23 protein-coding genes are annotated in these 22559 nt (G+C 64.9%); 22 read left to right on the top strand and 1 reads right to left on the bottom strand.

The features are described from left to right. Positions 1–2: 2 nt before the first annotated feature. From ABQU90_RS17030 to ABQU90_RS17020, 3 genes are all read left to right on the top strand, one after another. The gene (locus ABQU90_RS17030; RefSeq protein WP_055854464.1) at positions 3–296 is read left to right on the top strand and encodes a hypothetical protein; all 294 of its coding nucleotides are present in this window, start codon (positions 3–5) and stop codon (positions 294–296) included. Further along, positions 296–862, top strand: coding sequence for a PilZ domain-containing protein (locus ABQU90_RS17025; protein WP_323522977.1), 567 nt, complete (start codon positions 296–298; stop codon positions 860–862). Before ABQU90_RS17030 ends, ABQU90_RS17025 begins: the two co-directional genes overlap by 1 nt. A 70-nt stretch (positions 863–932) precedes the next feature. Continuing rightward, a complete protein-coding gene (locus ABQU90_RS17020; RefSeq protein WP_055854470.1) occupies positions 933–1565 on the top strand; it encodes a response regulator transcription factor in 633 nt (210 codons plus the stop codon). Here ABQU90_RS17020 and ABQU90_RS17015 read toward each other — a convergent pair. Then, the gene (locus ABQU90_RS17015; RefSeq protein WP_161961611.1) at positions 1547–1720 is read right to left on the bottom strand and encodes a hypothetical protein; all 174 of its coding nucleotides are present in this window, start codon (positions 1718–1720) and stop codon (positions 1547–1549) included. The genes ABQU90_RS17020 and ABQU90_RS17015 overlap by 19 nt on opposite strands. 98 nt (positions 1721–1818) lie before the next feature. Between ABQU90_RS17015 and rpoN the strand changes: the two genes are divergently transcribed. From rpoN to fliI, 19 genes are all read left to right on the top strand, one after another. Continuing rightward, positions 1819–3222, top strand: coding sequence for an RNA polymerase factor sigma-54 (rpoN, locus tag ABQU90_RS17010; RefSeq protein ID WP_323522979.1), 1404 nt, complete (start codon positions 1819–1821; stop codon positions 3220–3222). An 8-nt stretch (positions 3223–3230) separates the two neighbouring features. Beyond that, the gene (locus ABQU90_RS17005) at positions 3231–3614 is read left to right on the top strand and encodes a response regulator (RefSeq protein ID WP_005997154.1); all 384 of its coding nucleotides are present in this window, start codon (positions 3231–3233) and stop codon (positions 3612–3614) included. Then, positions 3607–5091, top strand: coding sequence for a sigma-54 dependent transcriptional regulator (locus ABQU90_RS17000; RefSeq protein ID WP_055854474.1), 1485 nt, complete (start codon positions 3607–3609; stop codon positions 5089–5091). The genes ABQU90_RS17005 and ABQU90_RS17000 overlap by 8 nt, the downstream gene beginning before the upstream one ends. A 117-nt stretch (positions 5092–5208) precedes the next feature. Continuing rightward, positions 5209–6318 carry a DegT/DnrJ/EryC1/StrS family aminotransferase gene (locus ABQU90_RS16995; protein WP_115561984.1) on the top strand — a complete coding sequence of 370 codons (1110 nt, stop codon included), beginning with the start codon at positions 5209–5211 and terminating at the stop codon, positions 6316–6318. A 64-nt stretch (positions 6319–6382) separates the two neighbouring features. Next, on the top strand, positions 6383–6607 hold the full coding sequence (locus ABQU90_RS16990) for an acyl carrier protein (RefSeq protein ID WP_055854478.1): 225 nt from the start codon (positions 6383–6385) through the stop codon (positions 6605–6607). Positions 6608–6612: 5 nt separating this feature from the next. Further along, positions 6613–7653: a ketoacyl-ACP synthase III gene (locus tag ABQU90_RS16985; protein WP_316692455.1), complete on the top strand. Its 1041-nt coding sequence runs from the start codon at positions 6613–6615 to the stop codon at positions 7651–7653. Then, positions 7650–8414 carry an SDR family NAD(P)-dependent oxidoreductase gene (locus ABQU90_RS16980; RefSeq protein ID WP_323522980.1) on the top strand — a complete coding sequence of 255 codons (765 nt, stop codon included), beginning with the start codon at positions 7650–7652 and terminating at the stop codon, positions 8412–8414. The genes ABQU90_RS16985 and ABQU90_RS16980 overlap by 4 nt, the downstream gene beginning before the upstream one ends. Further along, a complete protein-coding gene (locus tag ABQU90_RS16975; protein WP_323522981.1) occupies positions 8411–9148 on the top strand; it encodes an SDR family NAD(P)-dependent oxidoreductase in 738 nt (245 codons plus the stop codon). Before ABQU90_RS16980 ends, ABQU90_RS16975 begins: the two co-directional genes overlap by 4 nt. Further along, on the top strand, positions 9145–9789 hold the full coding sequence (locus ABQU90_RS16970) for a NeuD/PglB/VioB family sugar acetyltransferase (protein WP_323522982.1): 645 nt from the start codon (positions 9145–9147) through the stop codon (positions 9787–9789). The genes ABQU90_RS16975 and ABQU90_RS16970 overlap by 4 nt, the downstream gene beginning before the upstream one ends. A gap of 12 nt (positions 9790–9801) precedes the next feature. Beyond that, positions 9802–10947, top strand: a complete 1146-nt coding sequence (locus tag ABQU90_RS16965; protein ID WP_323522983.1) for an aromatic ring-hydroxylating oxygenase subunit alpha — start codon at positions 9802–9804, stop codon at positions 10945–10947. Further along, positions 10937–11560: an LbetaH domain-containing protein gene (locus ABQU90_RS16960; protein WP_323522984.1), complete on the top strand. Its 624-nt coding sequence runs from the start codon at positions 10937–10939 to the stop codon at positions 11558–11560. The genes ABQU90_RS16965 and ABQU90_RS16960 overlap by 11 nt, the downstream gene beginning before the upstream one ends. Before the next feature lie 18 nt (positions 11561–11578). Further along, positions 11579–12238 (top strand): class I SAM-dependent methyltransferase, encoded by a 660-nt coding sequence (locus ABQU90_RS16955; protein ID WP_055854496.1) that lies wholly within the window; start codon positions 11579–11581, stop codon positions 12236–12238. 1 nt (position 12239) lies between these two features. Then, positions 12240–13190 (top strand): hypothetical protein, encoded by a 951-nt coding sequence (locus ABQU90_RS16950; protein WP_323522985.1) that lies wholly within the window; start codon positions 12240–12242, stop codon positions 13188–13190. Between the two features lie 172 nt (positions 13191–13362). Further along, positions 13363–16860 (top strand): glycosyltransferase, encoded by a 3498-nt coding sequence (locus ABQU90_RS16945; RefSeq protein ID WP_323522999.1) that lies wholly within the window; start codon positions 13363–13365, stop codon positions 16858–16860. 597 nt (positions 16861–17457) lie between these two features. Continuing rightward, entirely contained in the window at positions 17458–17829 is a 372-nt protein-coding gene (gene fliE / locus ABQU90_RS16940) for a flagellar hook-basal body complex protein FliE (protein WP_055854604.1), read from the top strand. A 13-nt stretch (positions 17830–17842) separates the two neighbouring features. After that, positions 17843–19567, top strand: coding sequence for a flagellar basal-body MS-ring/collar protein FliF (fliF, locus tag ABQU90_RS16935; RefSeq protein ID WP_115553762.1), 1725 nt, complete (start codon positions 17843–17845; stop codon positions 19565–19567). 10 nt (positions 19568–19577) lie between these two features. Next, positions 19578–20567, top strand: coding sequence for a flagellar motor switch protein FliG (gene fliG, locus ABQU90_RS16930; protein ID WP_055854507.1), 990 nt, complete (start codon positions 19578–19580; stop codon positions 20565–20567). Further along, positions 20564–21184 (top strand): FliH/SctL family protein, encoded by a 621-nt coding sequence (locus ABQU90_RS16925; RefSeq protein WP_055854509.1) that lies wholly within the window; start codon positions 20564–20566, stop codon positions 21182–21184. Before fliG ends, ABQU90_RS16925 begins: the two co-directional genes overlap by 4 nt. Beyond that, positions 21181–22557, top strand: coding sequence for a flagellar protein export ATPase FliI (fliI, locus tag ABQU90_RS16920; protein ID WP_005997126.1), 1377 nt, complete (start codon positions 21181–21183; stop codon positions 22555–22557). The genes ABQU90_RS16925 and fliI overlap by 4 nt, the downstream gene beginning before the upstream one ends. Positions 22558–22559: the final 2 nt, after the last annotated feature.

The raw sequence follows: 22559 nt of genomic DNA, 5'->3' as shown, positions 1-22559 counted from the left end.
CCATGCATAACGCGCAAAGCCTTCAAGCCGAAATCGCCGATCTCCGCCTCGCCATGGCGCAAGAGGACTTCGAGGCGATGCCGTTCCTGCTCGACAGCCATGACCTGCACCTGCGCGAGTATGCGCAGCACGTGGATCTAAGCCAGGACCGCGACGCGCTGCAGACCTTGCAGACGATGCAGCAGGACTTGATGCGGATGATGCTCGACCGTCGCCGCAAGCTGCTGGACCTGATCCGCGCGCAGCGCACCTCGTCGTCGGCCAGCCTCGCCTACGCCCGGGTCGGCCGGATCTGATGACCGCGCTCGGCACACTCGCGCCATCCGCCGATGCCGAGCTGTTTGCCGACACGCTCAGTTGCGAATTGCGTCTGCCGGCCGGTTTCCACGCCGGTGCCGACGCCGGCTCGCACAGCGCCGCCGAAACCCTGCTGCGCAGCCTCGGCCAGGTCGAAGACCTGCGTAGCGAAGAAACCAGCGAAGACCGTGGCGAACTGCCGCTGCTGGTGCAACGCATGGATGCCAAGCTCGATCTGATGCTGGCACTGATCGGCCGCCTGGTCCGCCAGGGCGACAGTGGCCTGATCCAGGATGTGGTGCATTGGTCGGTCCGCGGCATCCGCTTGAATTGCGCAACCAGCCACGTACCGGGCACCACGGGCAGTGTCTGCCTGCAGCCATCCGACTGGCTTCCTGAATTGGTACAGCTTCCTGCCGAGGTGCTGGCAAGCGCCAGCGATGGTCACGATCAGTGGCTGTGGCTGCGGTTCGCGCCCCTGTCGCCGGGTTTGCAGGACGCCCTGGAACGTCATTTGTTTCGTTTACATCGCCGTCAGATCGCCGACGCCCGCCGCCAGCGCTGATCCCGCTAGTTGGCGCCAGACGCCGGGTCGGCTAAGGTGCCCCATACCGAAAAAAGGTCTCATCTGCGCCGTGCGAGTCATCATCGTCGACGATCACACCCTTGTCCGTGCAGGCCTGTCCAGGCTGCTGCAAACCTTCGCCGGCATCGATGTCGTCGCTGAGGCCAGCAACGCGCAACAAGCCCTGGATATGACATCCCTGCATCGCCCGGATCTGGTGCTGATGGACCTGTCCCTGCCCGGCCGTAGCGGTCTTGATGCCATGACCGACGTGCTGCGCGCTGCGCCGCGCACGCATGTGGTGATGATGTCGATGCACGACGACCCGGTGCACGTGCGCGATGCGCTCGATCGCGGCGCGGTCGGTTTCGTGGTCAAGGACGCCGCACCGCTGGAGCTGGAACTGGCGCTGCGTGCCGCTGCTGCCGGCCAGGTGTTCTTGAGCCCGCAGATCTCGTCCAAGATGATCGCGCCGATGCTGGGCCGCGAAAAACCGGTCGGCATCGCCGCCCTGTCCCCGCGTCAGCGCGAAATTCTGCGCGAGATCGGCCGCGGACAGAGCAACAAGGAAATTGCCGCCGACCTTGGCATCAGCGTCAAGACCGTCGAAACCCATCGCGCGCGCATGATGGAATCGCTGGGTTGTCGTCGCGCCAACGATCTGGTCTTGCTCGCCGCCAAGCATCACAACGAACTGGTCTGAGCGATTGCAGCCGCAATCGCCGTATCGGTCATTCGAAATACCCGGCGCGGCCCGCACAGGGCCGCCGCGACGAAAACAGTGACGGAATTCCGGCGGGCACGCTTGAGCTCGCCCTTCATGTCAGGGAGTTCCTGACAGACTGTCAGGAAAATCATGAGTCACCTCACCTGACTCCCTGATTAGAAACCCGTCGCTTTGTCCTGCAAGATGCGTTCCATCGCTGCTGCATGCAGCGCCCTTCGGAAGCGCTTCCATGAAGACGACCATTTCCGCCCAGCTTGGCCAGCAACTGCACCTCACCCCGCAGTTGTTGCAGTCGATCCGTCTGTTGCAATTGGACGGCATGCAGTTGGAACTGGAAATCCGTCGTGCCCTGGAAACCAATCCGTTGCTGGAGTTGGAAGAGCTGGCCGATAACGGGGATGAGGACACCACCAACGACGATGGCGCCGGCGATATCGCTGCGTTCGATGAGCTGCCGGAAAGCACGATGTGGGACGTGCAGAGCAGCAGTTGGAACGATGGCGACGACGACCGCATGCAGCGCGTGGCCGCCGGCGAGTCCACCGATCCGCATGTGCGCATCCTGCGCGAACTGGCGCTGGACCTGGACGAGGCCGCTTTGGGGGCCGCCGCGTTCTGGTTGGAGCAGACAGATGACGCGGGGTATCTGACCGAGGCGCTCTCGACGCTGCAGCAGCTTGGCGCCACCCGCCTGGGTATGACCGTAGAGGCAGTGGAAGCGATCCGTCAGCGCCTGCTGCACGGCGACCCCGCCGGCCTGGCCGCCTGCGACCTGCGCGAGTGCCTGCAAGCCCAGTTGAACGCCCTGCCCGGCCGCGTCCCGGCTCGTCATCTGGCTGCGCGCATCCTGTCCGGCGATCTGGATCTGCTGGCCAGCCACGACTACGCGCTGCTGGCGCGTGCGCACGATGCCGAAGTGGACGATGCGCGCGAAGCGGTGCGGCTGATCCTGTCGCTGCAGCCGCGACCGGGCGACGACCTGCTGCAGGAAAGCAACGCCAGCGTGATTCCGGATGTGCTCGCCTGGCATGCCGATGGCAGCTGGCGCGTGGCGTTGAATCCGGCCACCACGCACCGCGTCAGCATCAACCCGGTACACGAACGCGCATTGGCCGAGGCCGGCGATGCCGCGCAGCCGCTGCGCGACATGCTGCAGGAAGCGCGTTGGCTGACCCGCGGGCTGTCGATGCGCTACGAAACCCTGCTGCGCGCCACGCGTGCGATCGTCGAACGCCAGGCCGCCTTCCTGGCGCGCGGCGAAGAAGCGATGGCACCGCTGACATTGAAGGAAATCGCCGACGAAATCGGCATGCACGAATCGACGATTTCGCGCATTACCACCGGCAAATACCTGCAAACCCCGCGTGGCACCTTTGAACTCAAACATTTCTTCGCCGTGCGGTTGGAAGGCGCCAGCGTCTCCGGTCAGGCGGTCAAGGCCATGGTGCGTCGTTTGATCGAGAGCGAGCCGGTGGGTCGCCCGCTGGCCGACGAAGCCATCGCCGGCCTGTTGTCACGCCAGGGCGTTAATATTGCGCGAAGGACCGTGGCCAAGTACCGCGAACAACTCGAGATCGCCCCGGCCCGCGAGCGCCGCCGTAATAACAAACCGCTGCTTGCGCGAGCGGGATAAGGACTACTATGAGCAAACTCACCGTGCTGCTGGTCGACGACCACGAGGGCTTCATCAACGCTGCGATGCGTCATTTTCGCAAAGTGGAGTGGCTCAACATCGTGGGCAGTGCCGCCAATGGACTGGAAGCGATCGAGCGCTCTGAGTCGCTGCGCCCCAATGTCGTGCTGATGGATCTGGCCATGCCCGAGATGGGCGGACTGCAGGCAACGCGTCTGATCAAGACGCAGGACGATCCGCCGTATATTGTCATCGCGAGCCACTTCGACGATGCCGAGCATCGTGAACACGCTCTTCGCGCGGGTGCTGACAATTTTGTCAGCAAGCTGTCCTATATCCAGGAAGTCATGCCAATCCTGGAGGGCCTGACGGAAGGAGCCAGGAATGAGTGAGTCCCGCATTCTGTTGATCGACAGTGACGCCGTGCGCGCCGAGCGCACCGTGTCGCTGCTCGAGTTCATGGACTTCAATCCCCGCTGGGTCACCGACGGCGCCGACATCAATCCTGGCCGTCACCGCCACGATGAGTGGATGGCGGTGATGGTGGGCTCGGCGCAGGACGCCGCGCAGGCCGACAAATTCTTCGACTGGCTGGCCGATGCCAAGCTGCCGCCGCCGGTGCTGTTGATGGAAGGCAGCCCGATCACGTTTGCGCAGACGCACGGCCTGCACGAAGCCAATGTCTGGGCATTGGACACCCCCCTGCGCCATGCACAGCTGGAAGCCTTGCTACGCCGCGCGAGCCTCAAGCGTCTGGATGCCGAGCATCAGGCCGGCGTGCAGCAGGACACCGGTCCAACCGGCAACAGCGAGGCGGTGACCCGCCTGCGTCGCTTGATCGACCAGGTGGCCGCGTTCGACACCACCGTGCTGGTGTTGGGCGAATCCGGTACCGGCAAGGAAGTAGTCGCGCGCGCCATCCATCAACATTCGCCGCGCCGCGACGGGCCGTTTGTCGCAATCAATTGCGGCGCGATCCCGCCGGATCTGCTCGAAAGCGAACTCTTCGGTCACGAAAAAGGCGCCTTCACCGGCGCGCTGACCACACGCAAGGGCCGCTTCGAAATGGCCGAAGGCGGCACGTTGCTGCTGGACGAAATCGGCGACATGAGCTTGCCGATGCAGGTGAAGTTATTGCGCGTGCTGCAGGAGCGCAGTTTCGAGCGCGTTGGCGGTGGCCAGACCATCCGCTGCAACGTGCGCGTGATCGCTGCCACCCACCGCAACCTGGAAACGCGCATCAGCGACGGGCAGTTCCGTGAGGATCTGTTCTATCGCCTCAACGTGTTCCCGATCGAAATGCCGGCGTTGCGCGAGCGCGTCGACGATCTGGCCATCCTGGTGCAGACGATTGCCGGCCAGCTGGCGCGCACCGGGCGCGGCGAAGTGCGCTTTGCCGATGAAGCCTTGCAGGCGCTGCGCAGCTACGACTGGCCGGGCAATGTGCGCGAACTGACCAACCTGGTGGAGCGCCTGGCGGTGCTGCATCCCGGTGGGCTGGTGCGCGTGCAGGACCTGCCGGCGCGCTACCGCGGCGATTTTGCATCGTCCATTCCGGTCGAGCTGCCGCCGGAACCAGCCTTTGTGGCGGCGCCCACCGACGCTGGCGCACTGCCGAGCAACGTGGTGACGCTGCAGCCCAAGACGGCCGATGCCGAACCGGCCGCTGCCGCCAGCCTGCCCGACGACGGCATCGACCTGCGTGGCCACATGGCCACCATCGAGTTGGCCTTGATCAACGAGGCCCTGGAACGCACCCAGGGCGTGGTTGCGCATGCGGCCCAGCTGCTCGGCCTGCGCCGTACCACGCTGGTGGAGAAGCTGCGCAAGTACGGCATCGACCGCGAGCAGACCGAGCTGGCGAACTGAGCGGGCCGCTGCTCCGCCAGCGCCCGCTGGCATAGCGCTTGCTTCAACAGGATCACTCCGTCCGCAGCCACTGGTTGCGGCGGAATCCCGACATTCACCCGTCCCAGCGAGGCATTGATGCCCATCCCCGTCACCAGTCCGCTGCTGCCGCCGCTGGAAGACTTTCTGCCGTATCTGGAACGGATCTGGACCAGTCGCATCCTCAGCAACGGCGGCGAGATGCACCGTGCGCTCGAGCAGGCGCTGTGCGACTACCTGGGCGTGCCGCATCTGGCCCTGTTGACCAACGGCACCACCGCGTTGATCACCGCCCTGCAGGCGCTGCGCATCACCGGCGAAGTCATCACCACGCCCTACTCCTTCGTGGCCACGGCGCACTCGTTGCTGTGGAAGAGCATCACCCCGGTGTTCGTGGATATCGACCCGGTGACGCTCAACATGGACCCGTCCAAGATCGAAGCGGCCATCACCCCGCAGACCACAGCGATCATGCCGGTGCACTGCTATGGCACCGCGTGCGACACCACCGCGATCACGCGCATCGCCGACATCTACAACCTCAAGGTGATCTACGACGCGGCACATGCGTTCGGCGTGCGCGATGACGGCGGCTCGATCCTGCGTCACGGCGACCTGAGCGTGTTGAGCTTTCATGCCACCAAGGTGTTCAACACTTTCGAAGGCGGCGCCATCGTGTGTCCTGATGAGAGAACCTATCAACGCATCGGGCATCTGAAAAATTTCGGCTTCGTCGACGAAACCACGGTGGTCGCACCGGGCATCAACGGCAAGATGAATGAGATCAGCGCCGCGTTCGGCCTGCTGCAACTCAAGCACATCGACGAGGCCATTGCGCAACGCGGCGCCATCGACGCGCAGTACCGGCAGCGGCTGAGCGCAGTGCGCGGCATCCGCTGCGTGGCATCGCCGCAGCATTCCAGCGCCAATCACGCGTATTTTCCGATCCTGGTGCAGGACGACTACCCGCTGTCGCGCGATGCGTTGTATCAGTTGATGCGCGAACACGGCATCCTGGTACGGCGTTACTTCTATCCGTTGATCAGCGACTTCCCGATGTATCGCGCCCTGCCCTCATCGGCACCGGCGTGGTTGCCGGTGGCGCGCTCGGTGGCCGCGCAGGTGTTGTGCCTGCCGATCTTTCCCGGCTTGCACAGCGACCAGGTCGACACCATCGCCGACCTGATCGCCGGCGCACAGGCAACATGATCGCAACACGCTGCACCTGCATTTCAGACTTCCATCTCTTCAACAGGCAACCAGGCGAGATCGCATGACCCAGGCAACATTTATCGAGAACTTCCTCTCCGCCACCGACTTCCAGGAACCGGTGGAGGTCACGCTGGAGACCGTGCTGCTGGAATTGCCGGAGTGGGATTCGCTGGCCGCGCTGGGCGTGATCGTCATGTTCGACATGGAGTACGGCAAGACCATCACCGGCGAACATCTCACCACCGCCGTCACCGTGGGCGATCTCTACAAACTCACCGAGGCGTAAGCACCATGCCGACCTCCACGCTGCACAACGTCCGCTTTGCCGGCATGGCGACCTGCGTGCCCAAGCGGGTCGTGTCCAATCTCACCGACTGCCGGCCGCAAATCCGCTCCGAACGCGAGCGCCTGGTGCGCAACATCGGCATCGAGACGCGCCGTATGGCCTCGGAGTGGCAGTGCTTTTCGGACCTGGCCTTCGATGCGACGGAAGTGCTGCTGGACAAGCTGCAGTGGAAGCGCGAAGAGATCGACGCACTGATCGTGGTGACGCAATCGCCGGACTATCCGATTCCGGCCACCGCCATCATCCTGCAGGACCGGCTCGGCCTATCGCATGCCACGGTGGCGTTCGACGTCAACCTGGGCTGCTCGGCCTACCCGTTCGGTATCAACCTGCTCGGCTCGATGATCGCTGCCGGCGGCGTCAAAAAGGGCCTGCTGCTGGTGGGCGACCGTAGCGCGAACCTGGAAGACCCGATCTTCTCCGACTCCGGCACCGCCACCGCGCTGGAGTTCAGTGCCGATGCGCCGCCGATGTATTTCGACCTCAACAGCGACGGCAGCGGCTATAAGGCGATCATCCTGCCGGTGGGCGGTCAACGCGAACCGGTTGCCATGCAGCATCTGATTCCGTTCCGCGAAGAACCCGATGGCCCCTGGCGCCGCGCAACCGACCTGATCCTGGATGGCGTGGCGGTGTTGAGCTTCTCCACTCAACGTATTCCACCGGCGGTACAGAAGCTGCTCGACTACACCGGCGTTTCCAAGGATGAGATCGATTACTTCGTGTTCCATCAAGCCAACCGGATGATCAACGAGACCATTCGCAAGAAGCTCGGCCTTCCGGTGGAAAAGGTGCCCTCCACGTTGCGTGATTTCGGCAACTCCAGCGGCGCGTCGCTGCCAGTTACCATGAGCGCGCGCATTAACAAGGAACTCGAAGCTGGCCCCAAGCGCGTGCTGCTGTGCGGCTTCGGCATCGGGCTGTCGTGGGGCACTTGCCTGCTCGACATCGAGGGAGCCGTTTTTCCGGATGTGATTGAATCGTGAGTATTGCCCCAGACCCGTTCTCGCTCGCCGGCAAACGCATCCTCGTCACCGGTGCCTCCTCGGGTATCGGCCGCCAGATCGCTATTTCCTGCGCCGAACTGGGTGCCCATTTGGCGATCAGCGGACGCGACCTTGCGCGACTAACGTCCACCCTGGAGGTGTTGCCGGGCGACGGGCACGTGGCAATTTCGGCAGACCTTGACCGGCAGGAGGACATCGATCGCTTGGTCGCCGAAGTCGGCGTCTTGGACGGGATGGCACACGCGGCCGGGATTTCCCGACTAGTCCCGCTGCGCCTGGTCAATCGGGCGCATTTGGACGACATTTTCTCTAGCAACACATTTGCACCGATGCTGCTGACACGCGGCTTGCTGGCGAAGAAGCGCATCGCCGCGAACGGCTCGCTGGTGTTCGTCGCTTCGGTCGCTTCGCACATCGGGCCGATGGCGAGCAGCGCCTACGCAGCCAGCAAGAGCGCCCTGCTCGGCATGGTGAGATCGCTGGCGCAGGAAGTTGCCAAAAGCGGCATTCGCGCCAACTGTATCGCCCCGGGTTACGTGCGCACGCCGCTGCTAGATGGCTTGCAGGGTAGCGGCGGCAACATGGAAGGGCTGTTCGAACTGACACCACTTGGCATGGGCGAGCCGGAGGACGTCGCCTACGCCGCCACGTTCCTGCTGGCCGATGCGAGCCGCTGGATTACGCGTAACTATTTCGTCGTGGACGGCGGCCTCACCGTGCCGATGGATATCTACGCATGAACACGCCCGCACGCAAAGCGTTTTCGCTCGAGGGCAAGACAATCCTGGTGACGGGAGCGTCGTCGGGACTGGGTCGGCAGATCGCTATCGCGTGCGCACAGCGAGGCGCCCGTATCGTTCTCGCTGGCCGCGACGAAGACCGCCTCGCACACACCCAGGCGCAGTTGCAGGGAACGGGCCACGTTGGCGTGCTTGGCGACCTGACCAGCGCCGCCGATCGCGAGACACTGGCAGTTGCGGCCGGCGCGACGGTACATGGCGTGGTGCACTGCGCTGGCATGCAGAAGCACTGTCCGATCCGGCAATTGACCGAGGCGGCGATGACCGAGATGTACACAGTCAACTTTCTCGCTCCGGTGATGCTGACGCAGCGCCTGCTGCAAGCAAATGCCATCGCCCCGCAGGGCTCGATCGTGTTTATGCTGTCCACTGCCGCGCACCTCGGCACGCGCGGCGTGGGGCCGTATTCGGCGATGAAGGCTGGCCTTATCGGCATCATCAAGTGTCTGGCTCTGGAACAGGCCAAGCGCAGAATCCGGGTCAACGGCATTTCCCCGTCGGCCGTGGCCACGCCGATGTGGGGCGCCGACCAGCTTGAGGCGCAGAAGGCGCGGCATCCGCTGGGCCTGGGGGAGCCGCAAGACGTGGCCAACGCAGCCGTCTACCTGCTAGCCGACGCCAGCCGCTGGGTCACTGGAACCAGCCTGGTTATGGACGGTGGCGCGATCCTATGACTCATCCAGTTTTGATTGTTGGCGCCGGCGGATGGGGTCGCGAGGTCCTGGCGCAGATGCAGGGCGATCCGGCGTGCGGAACGCAGTGGCATCCGGTGGGCTTTCTGGACACGCGCCCCCAGATGCTGGACGGTCTTAGCTGCGAGCTCGCCATTGTCGGCAGCCCGCTAGCGTACCAGCCACAGGACGAAGAACGATTCGTCTGCGCGATCGGCGATCCGCATGCGCGCCAGCGCTACGCGCAGCCATTGCTGGCGCAAGGCGCGCAATTCATTCCGATCATTACCGGCGCCTTCCTGAGCCCCCGCGTGCACATCGGCCAGGGCTGCTTCCTGAGCCATCGCGTACAGCTCAGCCCCGACGTGTGGCTGGGCGACTTCGCCAACGTGCATGCCAATACCATGCTCGGGCACGACGTCCATGTCGGTGATTACGCGCAGATCGGGGCGATGACCTTCGTCGGCGGCGGCGCGCGAATCGGTAAGCACGCCATCGTGCACCCACATGCCACCATCCTGTCTGGCATCCATATCGGCGACAGCGCCGTCGTCGGCGCCGGTGCGGTCGTGGTGAAGGACGTGCCGGCAGGCGCCAGCGTATTCGGCAACCCTGCCCGAGTCATTTACCACAAGGATTCCTGAGGAAGCCCGCCGATGCGATCGCGAATGCACCCCAGCTACTACCTGTCGACGGAGATCTTCGAGCGTGAACAGCGCAAGATCTTCCGCAAGGTCTGGCTCTTTGCCGGCCTTAAGGTGCTGCTGCCTGATAACAACTGTTTCATCACACGCAAACTCGCCGGCATTCCGGTGTTGATCCAGAACTTCCATGGCCGGCTTCGCGCGTTCGAGAACGTCTGCCTGCACCGCAGCGCGCTGCTGCAGACCGCTGCGGTGGGAAAGCGCCCGCTGGTCTGCCCTTACCATGCATGGAAGTACGACGCCGACGGCCGGGTCGAGAACATCCCCGAATGCGATGCCCTCTATGGCTTCGGCGATGAGGAACGTCATGGTCTGAAGCTGCGCGAGTTCGCTTTGCGCGAGGTGGGCAACCTGCTGTTCGTCAACCTCGACGACACGCCAATGCCACTAGAGGCGCAGTTCACGCCGGAATTTCTGCGCTCGCTAGAAAGCAGTTCCAGTATCTACGACAGCGAGGTCATGGTGACCACCTGGCAAGGCCGATATAACTGGAAGCTGGCCTACGAAAACCTGCGCGACGCAAACCATCCGCGATTCGTTCACCCAAAGAGCCTGGCGCGCACGGTCAAGTTCATTCCGCGCATCGATCGTGCGCTGCTGGAGGACTCTTCGCAGCCGCTGGCCGACACCAGCCAAGCCGGCCTCCGCCGCGAGATGGCGCGGTTCAGTAGTGGCGGCGCTGACGCCCCGCTCCCCGAGCTCAAGCACGTCGGCTGGCACGACAAGGTGCAGCGTTGGGGCGATCAAGACGTCTACTACAACTGGCTGGCGTTCCCGAACATGCACATTGCCAGCGCCAACGGCGGCCGCTCATTCACGCTGGAGAACCATACCCCGGTGGCGCCGGACCGCACCGACCTGGAGATCTACTGGTTCACGGCGCGCAAGACTCAGCCCTATGCGGGCTCGCACCAGGTGCTGCTGGCGCAAATGCACGGCAGCAAATTGGTAGTTGGCGAAGACGTGGAAATCTTGGAGCAGGTGCAAGCTGCACTGCACGCCGACGCGCCAGTGCCATACCAGGGCGCCTACGAGTCGACCAACCGGCTGGTCGAACGCTGGTACGCAACGTTAATGGAGAGCGATCATGGCATCTAGGTGGATCGTGGGCGCCGGCCCGTTCCTGGACGTGGTGGTTGACACCTGGCAGCAGGCGCTGCCGGACGAGTCGTTACAGCGGCTGGAGATCCCCATGCGCGAGGACCATACGTTCGACATCGAACCTCTTCAGCGCATCGATGGCGACAACCTTGGTGCGTTCGTGGCGTTCGATGAGCGCTTCGGCAACTTCAGACGCATGGAGCTGATGCGCGCGGCGATGGAACGCGGGCTGCGGCTGGAGCCGTTCGTGCACCCGACCGCACTGGTTGCGCGCAACGCATCGATTGCTGCCAACGCCTTCATCGGCCCCTATGCGGTCATCGGACACGGCTGCCAGATCGGCTACAACAGCGTGGTCCTTGCAGGCGTGCAGATAGGACACGGGACTCGTATCAAACCCTCGTGCTGGATAGAAGGCGGGGTACAGGTATGCGCGCATGTAGAGGTGGAAAGCCATTGCACCATCCGTGCCGGCACGGTGCTCCAGCGCGGCATCAAAGTCGGCCGGGGCTGCGAACTGGGGTGGCCGCAAGCCTATGCCCACGATATCCCGGCCCGGACCGTGTTCGACCCGCGCTACGACGCACCGATCCATGTGTATGGCCAGTAATCCATTGGAGGCGGCAAGATGAAAGACTACGCGCTGAAAAGCGGCGAGCGATACCACACCCTCGACCCGAACCTTGTCGGCGGAGACCACTTGTGGCGATACCGTTACGCGGCTTCTCGCCTCGCCGGTGGCGACCGACAGCTATTCGGCGCAGACATCTTCTGCGGCTCCGGCTATGGCGCCGCGCTGGTGGCGCGCCAAACACAGGCATCAATCCTCGCGATCGACGGATCGGAAGAAAGCATCGCTCTCGCCGGGAGCAAGATCCACGCGCCGAACATCATCTGGGCGGCCAAGTTGTTCCCCTTCGATCTGCCCGATGGATGTTTCGATTTCGTCATGAGTATGGAGTCAATGGAACACGTGAAGAATCACGAAGCATTTTTCTGGGTGTTGACGAAATCATTGAAGCGCGGCGGGCAGCTTTTCATTTCCTGTCCCAACGAAAACGTCATGCCCTACACGGGCTACAAGTGGCACTACCGCCACTTCGTTCCTGCGGAGGTGCGTGCGCTCGCTCGCGAGAATGGGCTGGAGGAAGTCGCTGCATTCTCGACCGTATGTTGCGGATTCAAGGATGGCAAGACCGCAGTGTTCTATCCGCACCAGATGGGTAATGACCAGCCGCGGGATGTCGAAGTCGGCGACACCATGTTCTTCGAATTCCGGAAGCACTGACATGCGCATCTACGCCGCCGGCTGGGCTCTGCAGAGCCCCGCGCTCAACTTCTTCAAACGATTTCTGCGACTGAATGCGATGCAGCTGTCCGGCATCATCTACCCGCGCCAGATACCGGACGACCTCGACGGCATTAGGGTGCTGGACTTTGATGCCGCCCGCAGCGTGGTGCGCATGGACGACATTGTCCTTGAGTGCCACCGCCCCGGTCTGGCGGATGTGCGGCTGGGTGCCGATCTGCGGGACTTCTTCGCCACGCTGGGAATCCGAACGCAGGGGGTTGCCGAGTTCATCAGAGACCTAGTGGACCAGGACCATGGGGACCGGTTGCGCTTCCCCCTCGCCGGCGTCACGTCGTCGGACCTGCGCAGGCTGCGCGATTGTCCCGTACCGCATCTCATCGGCAACGGCTTCGCCGATCTGCGCTCGCACCAAGTCGCGATCCAGTTGGACGCGATCGCCAGGAGCTGCGATTGGGACCAGATGCTTGCCTTCGACGACGACCGGACGCCGGACGACGAGCTGCGCTTCTTGCTCTGCGATCTGTACGCGTATGGTGCGCTCAAGCGCGTACATGTGCTGGACACGCCACTGCCCTTTCTGGAGGCGCTGCTGAGTTGGCGAATCCAGGAGCCCGACGCCGAATTGGACGTGGAGTTGTCGACCGCTGCTGCCGAAGCGCTGGGGCCGCAGCTGGAATTCTACCGGCGCAGCCTAGGCTGCCTGCCTGTCGCCGAGGCAATGACCGACGCCGTTTATCTGTCCGGTTCCGCCGACGCGATCGCTTCTCTTCACCCCGAGCGCGCCGTCGTCCCTTCGGTGTTTTTCATGCGACGTTCGATCCTGGACCTGGGCACCCTTCGCCACGCGCTTGATTCGCGCCCGCACCGGCTCTTGCTACGTCAGCCAGACACCGATCCGGGCAACCTGATCGCAGCGCTGCTGAACTGAAAGGAAAGCGCCTGGACCCAGATGCCCTGTGGGCCGCCACCTATTGCCGAACGCCGGCCGCGTTGGACTCCCTGTTTTCGAATCTCCCCGACGAAATGTTACGAGTCCTAGTTATCCAATCCTCGAACACGGTCCACCCTGCATGACTTCCACCACCCTCGTCAGCATCGTCATGCCGACCTACAAGCCGCGCTACTTTGAGCAGGCGCTGGATAGCGTGCTGGCACAGACCTACGCAGCGTTGGAGCTAGTGATCTGCGACGACAACGGAGATGGCGCGATTGCGGCCTTGCTGGAACCCAGGCTGGCAGACGCACCCTTCGCGATCCGCTATCACCTCAACGCACCACGGTTAGGCGAGCTGGGCAGCACCGTTAAAGGCATAGGGCTAGCACAGGGCGAGTACGTCAAGTTTCTGCATGACGACGATGTGCTGGCGCCGGACTGCATTGAGCAGTTGGTGGCGGCGATCGAGCGCAATCCGGGCACGGCGATGGCATCGTCGCGTCGGTTGCGCATCGACGACAACGGTGCGCCGTTGCCGGACATCCTGGCCACCTGCTTTCCGTTTGCCGATGATGCGTTGATCGATGGGCAGGAGCTGGTGTCGTTCCTGGCGGACCACACCATCAACTTCATCGGCGAGCCGAGTTGCGTGCTGTGTCGGCGCGCCGATCTGCTGGCTATGGGCGCTGACTTGATGTCGTTGAACGGTAAGCCGATCCATTGGGTCGGCGACCTGGCGATCTACGTCAAGCTGCTGCGCCACGGCAACCTGGCGCTGCTGTCCAGGCCGCTCACGCACTTTCGGGTGTCCAATGCGCAGTTCAGCCAGGCCGGTCGTAATCAGCCCGGCATCGGCGATCAGGGCCACGAGGATCTACGCCAGGGCATCCGCCAGCTGGGTTGGCGGCGCGAGACCGGCGACAACCGGCAGGTGCGGGTTGCGCCGCTCAGCCCGCACAAGGCGCGGGTGTTCAAGTCGGTAGACCTGGTCAATGCGCTGATGCAAAGCGCCGGCATGGCCGAGCGGGTGTCGCCGGCCACTTGGCTGGGCGTGCGACACCCCAGCAATGTGCAGCGCGCGTTGATCGATGCCCGCCTGCAGGCGCATGCCGGCGGGCCACGCATTGCAGTGATGCTGATCGACCGCGATGGCGATGCCGCCGCAGTCGCCACAACCCAGGCCAGCATCGACGCGGTGGCCTGCTATCGAAATCAGCAGACCTGGGTGGTCAGCAGCGCACCGCAGCAGGTGGCCGAGTACGGCGAGCATGGGGTACTGATTGGCGAGGCGGGTCTGGTGGCCGCACTCAACCAGGCCATTGCAAGGCAACAGGAGGTCGATTGGGTGGTGCTGGTGGAGGCCGGCAGTGTCTTTACGACCAGCGGCCTGATGATGTTGGCGCTGGGCATGATCGAGCTGCCCGAGCAGTGTCAGGCGGTCTATGCGGACGAAGTGGTCACGCTGGACACCGGGCAGCTTGGGCTGGCGTTGCGGCCGGCGCTGTATCTAGATGCGCTGTTGAGCGCGCCGTCCACGCTGTCGCGGCACTGGCTGTTCCGCCGCAGCAGTCTGGTGGCCGACGGCGGTTTTCCGGCGGACCTTGGGCAGGCCTTCGAACTCGGCTATCAGCTTGGCCTGGTCGAGCGTTACGGCCTGGCCTGCGTGCAGCACATCGCCGAGCCCTTGTTGGTGGCCGCGGCCCAGACCCGGCACACCGATGCGGACGAGCAACATGCTATTGCCCGCCATCTGGCCGCGCGCGGGTATGCGGACGCGCGCGTGCACAGTGCCGGCCCTGGTCGGCATGCGGTGGATTACCAACATGCCCAGCAGCCGCTAGTCAGCATCCTGGTGCTGGTCGATGGCCGTTTGCCGCAGGTGCAGCGCTGTCTGGAAAGCATCCTGGCCAACACGACCTACCCGCATTACGAAGTGCTGCTGCTGGATCGCAACAGCACTGCCCCGGACCTGCACGATTGGCTGGCCGGCATCGATGCGCTGGGCATGCAGCAGATCCGCGTGCTGCGCTTTGCCGCGGAGCCTGCGCGTGAGGCGGTCTGCAACGCGGCCGCCGAGCATGCACGTGGGGACGTGCTGCTGTGGCTGTCGGCCGGCGCTGCGGTGATGAAGGCCGATTGGCTGGAGCAACTGCTCAACCATGCACTCCGTCCGGAAGTGGGCGCGGTGGCGGGCAAGCTGTTGCGCGGCGACGGCACGGTGCATCACGCCGGTCTGCTGCTGGGCTTGGGGGCACCGGTGGCGCGCGCGTTCGAAGGCAGTGCGTTCGACGAATCCGGCTATCTGCAGCGCCTGCAGCTGGATCAGAACTACACCGCCTTGAGCGGCGAGTGCCTGATGCTGCCGCGCCAGCTATTTATCGACGCAGGCGGCTTTGCGCTGGAGCCGGCACTGGCGCAGTGGAGCGATGTCGACCTGTGCCTGCGCCTGCACCAGGCTGGTTACTTAAATGTGTTTGCCGCGCGCGCACAGCTGTTGATCGACCCACCCGAGCAGACGCCTGCCACTGCGCTGGACGAAGAGGCGATGTATGCGCGGTGGTTACCGGTGATGGCCAACGACCCGGCCTACAACCCGGGGTTTTCGCTGGACCCGGGCGCCGGCTTTGCGCTGGCCGACCCGCGCGCCAGCTGGCGGCCGTTGCAGTCGTGGCGGCCTCTACCGAGCGTGATCGCACTGCCGGCAGATATCGAAGGCTGCGGACACTACCGGGTGATCCAGCCGTTGCGCGCCCTGCGCGAGGCCGGGCTGGCCGAGGGCGTGTTGTTCAACGGCTATTTAGAGATCAGCGAGCTGGCGCGTCAGGATCCCGACGTGGTGATCCTGCAACGCCAGGTGGGCGAAGCGCGGCTGGAAGCGATGCGGCGTATGAAGGCGTTGTCGCGTGCGTTCAAGGTCTACGAGCTGGACGATTACCTGCCCAACCTGCCGCTGAAAAATACCCATCGCGCGCAGATGCCCAAGGACATTCTCAAGACCGTGCGGCGCGGGCTGGGCCTGGTGGACCGCTTTGTGGTGTCCACGCCTGCGCTGGCCGAAGCGTTCGCCGGGTTGCACAGCGATATCCGCGTGGCCGAAAACCGCCTGCCGCCGCATTGGTGGGCGGCATTGCCGGAGCGCAAAGTCCGCCAAGGCGGCAAGCCGCGGATCGGTTGGGCCGGCGGCGCCAGCCATACCGGCGACCTGGAACTGATCGCCGACGTGGTGCGCGAGCTGGCCGACGAGGTCGAATGGGTGTTCATGGGGATGTACCCGTTCGCGCTGCGCCAGCACGTGCACCAGTTCCAGCCCGGCGTGCCGATCGATCACTACCCGGCCGCGCTGGCCGCGCTGGATCTGGATCTAGCGCTGGCACCGGTGGAGCAAAACCTGTTCAACGAATGCAAAAGTAATCTGCGACTCTTGGAGTACGGCGCCTGCGGTTATCCGGTGATCGCCAGCGACGTGCGTTGCTACCAGGGCAATCTGCCGGTGACGCTGGTGAAAAACCGCTACCGCGACTGGATCGGGGCGATCCGCGAGCATCTGTCCGACCCGGCCGCTTCAGCAGCGAAAGGCGCAGCGTTGCGCGAGGCAGTGCGCCGCGACTGGATGTTGAGCGGCAGCCATCTGGACACCTGGCAAGCCGCCTGGTTGCCGGACTAGCGCGGGGACGCTGCTTCAGCGTTCTCCCGCTTGCGGTAGGACGGATGCGTGGCTGAGTATGAATTGACGGTGGTGCCCTCATCCGGCGCTGCGCGCCACCTTCTCCCGCCAGCGGGAGAAGGGAAAGCCTGGCTGCACGCGACTGGTCGGTTGCACTGCAACTGGTGGCCCACCCGTTCCCTTCCCTCGCTTGCGGGGGAAGGTGCCCGAAGGGCGGATGGGGGGCGTACTGCCGCGTGTTGCTCTGCCTGCAGCCGCGTGGCAGTTAACGCGCGCCCTCATCCGGCGCTGCGCGCCACCTTCTCCCGCCAGCGGGAGAAGGGAAAGCCTGGCTGCACGCAACTGGTCGGTTGCACGCGACTGGTTGGCTTTACGTAACTGGTTGGCTGCGCGCGACTGATCGGTTGCACTGCAACTGGTCACCCATCGGCTCCCTTCCCTCGCTTGCGGGGGAAGGTGCCCGAAGGGCGGATGGGGGCGATCTCGCTGCAACGTTCCCGCCAACAGGCGCGACAGGAATGCCCCGTGCCGGAATCCCGGCGCGATTTCGGCACGCCGCTTGCATTAGTGTGGATGCCTCCCTGGCTGACCGCACCCATGAGCGACTCCGTTACCTCGATTCTTTCGCAGATCCGCAGCTACCAGACTCAGATGGGCCAAGGCCCGATGGGTGCGGTGGGCGATGCGGCGCGCGGCAATCAGATCCAGGGATTGGCTGGCGCACAGGGAACGCCGGCAACCCAGGCGCCCAGCTTCAGCGAGACCTTGCGCGGCGCCATCGGCGGCGTCAACGAGGCCCAGCAGAAGTCTGGTGCGCTGGCCAAAGCATTCGAAATGGGCGACCCCAGTGCCGATCTGGCACGGGTCATGGTCGCCTCCCAGCAATCCCAGGTGGCCTTCCGCGCCACTGTCGAAGTCCGCAACCGTCTCGTCCAGGCTTATCAGGACGTCATGAACATGCCGCTGTAAAGGTCGAACACCCATGGCACTCGCAATCAGCAGAGAAAACATGAACCAGAACGCCGAAAAGGCGGGCCAGTGGTTCGACCGTGTCCGTAGCCTGCAGATCACCCGCAAGCTGACCATGATGGCGATGATCGCCCTGGCGGTGGGTGCCGGCCTGGCGGTGTTCTTCTGGTCGCAGCAGCCGGGCTATCAGTCGCTGTACACCGGCCTGGACGAAAAGGGCAACGCCGAGGCGGCCGACCTGCTGCGCACCGCGCAGATCCCGTTCAAGATCGACCAAGGCACCGGCGCCATCTCGGTACCGCAGGACCGTCTGTACGACGCGCGCCTGAAGCTGGCCGGCTCCGGCCTGACTGGCAAAGAGACCGGCGGCGGTTTCGAGCTGATGGAAAAGGACCCGGGCTTCGGCGTCAGCCAATTCGTGGAAAACGCCCGTTACCAGCACGCGCTGGAAACCGAACTCTCGCGCACCATCAGCACCCTGCGTCCGGTACGCGAGGCGCGGGTGCATCTGGCCATTCCCAAGCCCAGCGCCTTCACCCGCCAGCGTGATGTCGCCAGCGCCTCGGTGGTGCTGGAGTTGCGTGGTGGCCAGGGCCTGGAGCGCAATCAGGTGGATGCCATCGTCAATTTGGTGGCATCCAGCATCCCGGACATGACCCCGGAGCGCGTGACCGTGGTCGACCAGAGCGGCCGCATGCTCTCCATTGCCGACCCCAACAGCGACGCCGCGCAGCATGCCGCCCAGTTCGAACAGGTGCGTCGCCAGGAAAGCTCCTACAACCAGCGCATCCGCGAGTTGCTGGAACCGATGACCGGCCCGGGCCGGGTCAACCCGGAAGTCAGCGTGGACATGGACTTCTCGGTAGTCGAAGAAGCGCGCGAGCTCTATAACGGCGAGCCGGCCAAGCTGCGCAGCGAGCAGGTCAGCGACAGCAGCACCAGCGCCACCGGCCCGCAGGGCCCTCCGGGCGCCACCAGCAACAGCCCCGGCCAGCCGCCGGCTCCGGCCGTCGCCGGTGCGCCGGGCACCCCGGCCGCCGCCAACGGCCAGGCCGCAGCGCCGGCCGCGCCGACCGAAAGTTCCAAGAGCGCCACCCGCAATTACGAATTGGACCGAACCTTGCAACACACCCGTCAGCCGGCCGGCCGCATCAAGCGGGTGTCGGTGGCGGTGCTGCTGGACAACGTCCCGCGCCCCGGTGCCAAGGGCAAGATGGTCGAGCAGCCGCTCACCGCCGCCGAGCTCACCCGCATCGAGGGCCTGGTCAAGCAGGCGGTAGGCTTTGATGCGGCACGTGGCGACACGGTGTCGGTGATGAATGCCCCGTTTGTGCGGGAAGCGGTTGCGGGCGAGGAAGGCCCCAAGTGGTGGGAAGACCCGCGCGTGCAGAACGGTCTGCGCCTGCTGGTCGGTGCGGTGGTGGTGCTGGCGCTGCTGTTCGGCGTGGTACGCCCCACCCTGCGTCAACTCACCGGCGTGACCGCGATCAAGGAAAAACACCGCAAGGGCGGCAACGATGGCACTCCACAGAGCGCCGACGTGCGGATGGTCAACGACGACAACGACCTGATGCCCGGCCTGGAAGAAGACACCGCGCAGATCGGTCAGGAACGCAAGACCCCGATCGCCCTGCCGGACGCCTACGAAGAGCGCATGCGCGTGGCGCGCGAAGCAGTCAAAGCCGATTCAAAACGTGTCGCACAAGTCGTAAAGGGATGGGTCGCCAGTGAAGCCTGAAACACAACCGATGACTGGAGTGCAGCGCGCCGCGGTGCTGTTGCTGTCGCTGGGTGAAAGCGATGCAGCCGAAGTGCTCAAGCACATGGACCCCAAGGAAGTGCAGAAGATCGGCATCGCCATGGCCACCATGACCGGCATCTCGCGCGATCAGGTCGAGAAGGTGATGGACGACTTCAACGGCGAACTGGCCGGCAAGACCTCGCTGGGCGTGGGCGCCGACGACTACATCCGCAATGTGCTGATCCAGGCGCTGGGCGCCGACAAGGCCGGCGGCCTGATCGACCGCATCCTGCTGGGCCGCAACACCACCGGCCTGGACACCCTGAAATGGATGGACCCGCGCGCGGTCGCCGACCTGGTGCGCAACGAACACCCGCAGATCATCGCCATCGTGATGGCGCATCTGGATAGCGACCAGGCCGCAGAGGCACTGAAGCTGCTGCCCGAGCGCACCCGCGCCGACGTGCTGCTGCGCATCGCCACCCTGGACGGCATCCCGCCCAACGCGCTGAGCGAGCTCAACGACATCATGGAGCGCCAATTTGCCGGCAACCAGAACCTGAAGTCGTCCAACGTGGGCGGCATCAAGGTGGCGGCCAACATCCTCAACTTCCTGGACACCGGCCCGGAGCAAGGCGTGCTGGGCGAGATCGGCAAGATCGACGCCGACCTGGCCAGCAAGATCCAGGACCTGATGTTCGTATTCGACAACCTGGTGGACCTGGACGACCGCGGCCTGCAGACGCTGCTGCGCGAAGTCTCCGGCGAGCGCCTGGGCCTGGCCCTGCGCGGTGCCGACACCAAGGTGCGCGAAAAGATCACCCGCAACATGTCCCAGCGCGCTGCCGAGATCCTGATCGAAGATATGGAAGCACGTGGCCCGGTACGCCTGGCCGACGTGGAAGCGGCGCAGAAGGAAATCCTCACCATCGTCCGCCGTCTGGCTGACGAAGGCGCCATCAGCCTCGGCGGCGCCGGTGCGGAGGCCATGGTATGAACGACGTGGTCACCCGCTGGCTGGCCCCCGACCTGCACATGGCCCTGGCCGCGCCGGAACCGGAGTTCGACGAACCGGCCGTGTACGAGCCGGTGCTGCGCCCGCCGACCCTGGAAGAAATCCAGGCCATCGAAGACGCCGCCCAGCAGGAAGGCTTTGCCCGCGGCCATGCCGAAGGCTTTGCCCAGGGCCAGTCCGAAGTGCGCCGTTTGACCGCGCAGATCGACGGCATCCTGGACAACTTCACCCGCCCGCTGGCGCGACTGGAAAACGAAGTCGTCGGCGCGCTCGGCGAGCTGGCCGTGCGCATCGCCGGTCAGCTGGTCGGGCGTGCCTACCAGGTCGAACCGCAACTGCTGGCCGACCTGGTCGGCGAGGCCGTGGATGCGGTCGGCGGCGCCGGCCGCGAGGTCGAAGTGCGCCTGCACCCGGACGACATCACCGCGCTGCTGCCGCATCTGGCGCCCAGCAGCACCACCCGCGTGGCCCCGGACATGAGCCTGAGCCGCGGCGACCTGCGCGTACATGCCGAAAGCGTACGCGTGGACGGCACCCTGGAAGCGCGCCTGCGGGCCGCGCTGGAGACAGTCATGCGCAAATCCGGAGCGGGCCTGTGAGCGCCCTGTTTGGCGCCACCCCGGCCGATTGGCTGGATGCACGCAATCTGCGCCTGGCCACCCGGCTGGGCACGCTTGGCCTGGAACCCACCGCCGGCCGCACGTTGATCCGCGAAGGCATCCTGCGCCGCGCCGTCGGCCTGACCCTGGAAGCCACCGGCTGCGAAGCGCCGATGGGCGCCACCTGCAAGGTCGAAGTCGATGGCGGCTGGGTGGATGCCGAAGTGGTCGGCTTTGCCGGCGAACGTACCTATCTGATGCCCAGCGCCGAACTGCACGGCCTGCTGCCCAACGCCCGCGTGGTGCCCTCGCGGCGCCGCGGTGGCGTGGAAGTGGGCGAAGGCCTGCTCGGCCGCGTCATCGACAGCGATGGCACCCCGCTGGATGGCAAGGGCCCGATCCGCGGCGAAGGCAGCGTCAGCATGGCCGGCATGTCGATCAACCCGCTGGCGCGCGAGCCCATCACCACCTCGCTGGATGTGGGCGTGCGCGCCATCAACGCCATGCTGCCGATCGGCCGTGGTCAGCGCGTGGGCCTGTTCGCCGGCTCCGGCGTCGGTAAATCGACGCTGCTGGGCATGATGACCCGCTTCACCTCCGCCGACGTCATCGTGGTCGGGCTGATCGGCGAACGTGGCCGCGAAGTGCGCGATTTCGTCGAAACCACCCTGGGCGAAGAAGGCCTGCGCCGCGCCGTGGTCGTCGCCGCCCCGGCCGACCGCCCGCCGCTGGCGCGCCTGCATGGCGCCTACCGCGCCACAGCGATTGCCGAATGGTTCCGCGACCAGGGCTTGAATGTATTGTTGCTGATGGATTCGCTGACCCGCTTTGCCCAAGCGCAGCGCGAGATCGGCCTGTCGGTCGGCGAGCCGCCCACCACCCGCGGCTACCCGCCGTCGGTGTTCGCCAAATTGCCGGCGCTGGTGGAACGTGCCGGCAATGGCGCCAAGGGCCGCGGCTCGATCACCGCCTTCTACACCGTGCTGACCGAAGGCGACGACCCGCAGGACCCGATTGCCGACGCCGCCCGCGCCATTCTGGACGGCCATATCCTGCTCTCGCGTCGGGTTGCCGACAGCGGCCTGTACCCGGCCATCGACCTGGAATCGTCGGTCAGCCGCGTGGTGCAGGACATCGCCGACGAACCCTGGCGCCTGCGTATCCGCAAGCTCAAGCGGCTGCTCTCTGCCTACACCGCCAACCGCGACCTGATCGCCATCGGCGCCTACCAGCGCGGCAGCGACCCGGCCACCGACGAAGCATTGGCGCGCTGGCCGGAGATCGTCGAATTCCTTGGCCAGGACGTCCACAAGGCATCGCTGCTGAGCGATAGCCTGTCCGCGCTGCAGCAGCTGGTGGAACCCGAGAACTAATC

The sequence above is a fragment of the Xanthomonas sp. WHRI 10207 genome (assembly GCF_040202975.1).
In the GTDB taxonomy this organism is placed as follows: domain Bacteria; phylum Pseudomonadota; class Gammaproteobacteria; order Xanthomonadales; family Xanthomonadaceae; genus Xanthomonas.
The sequence above is the reverse complement of the archived record's forward strand: the minus strand, read 5'-3'. Positions and strand labels throughout refer to the sequence as shown.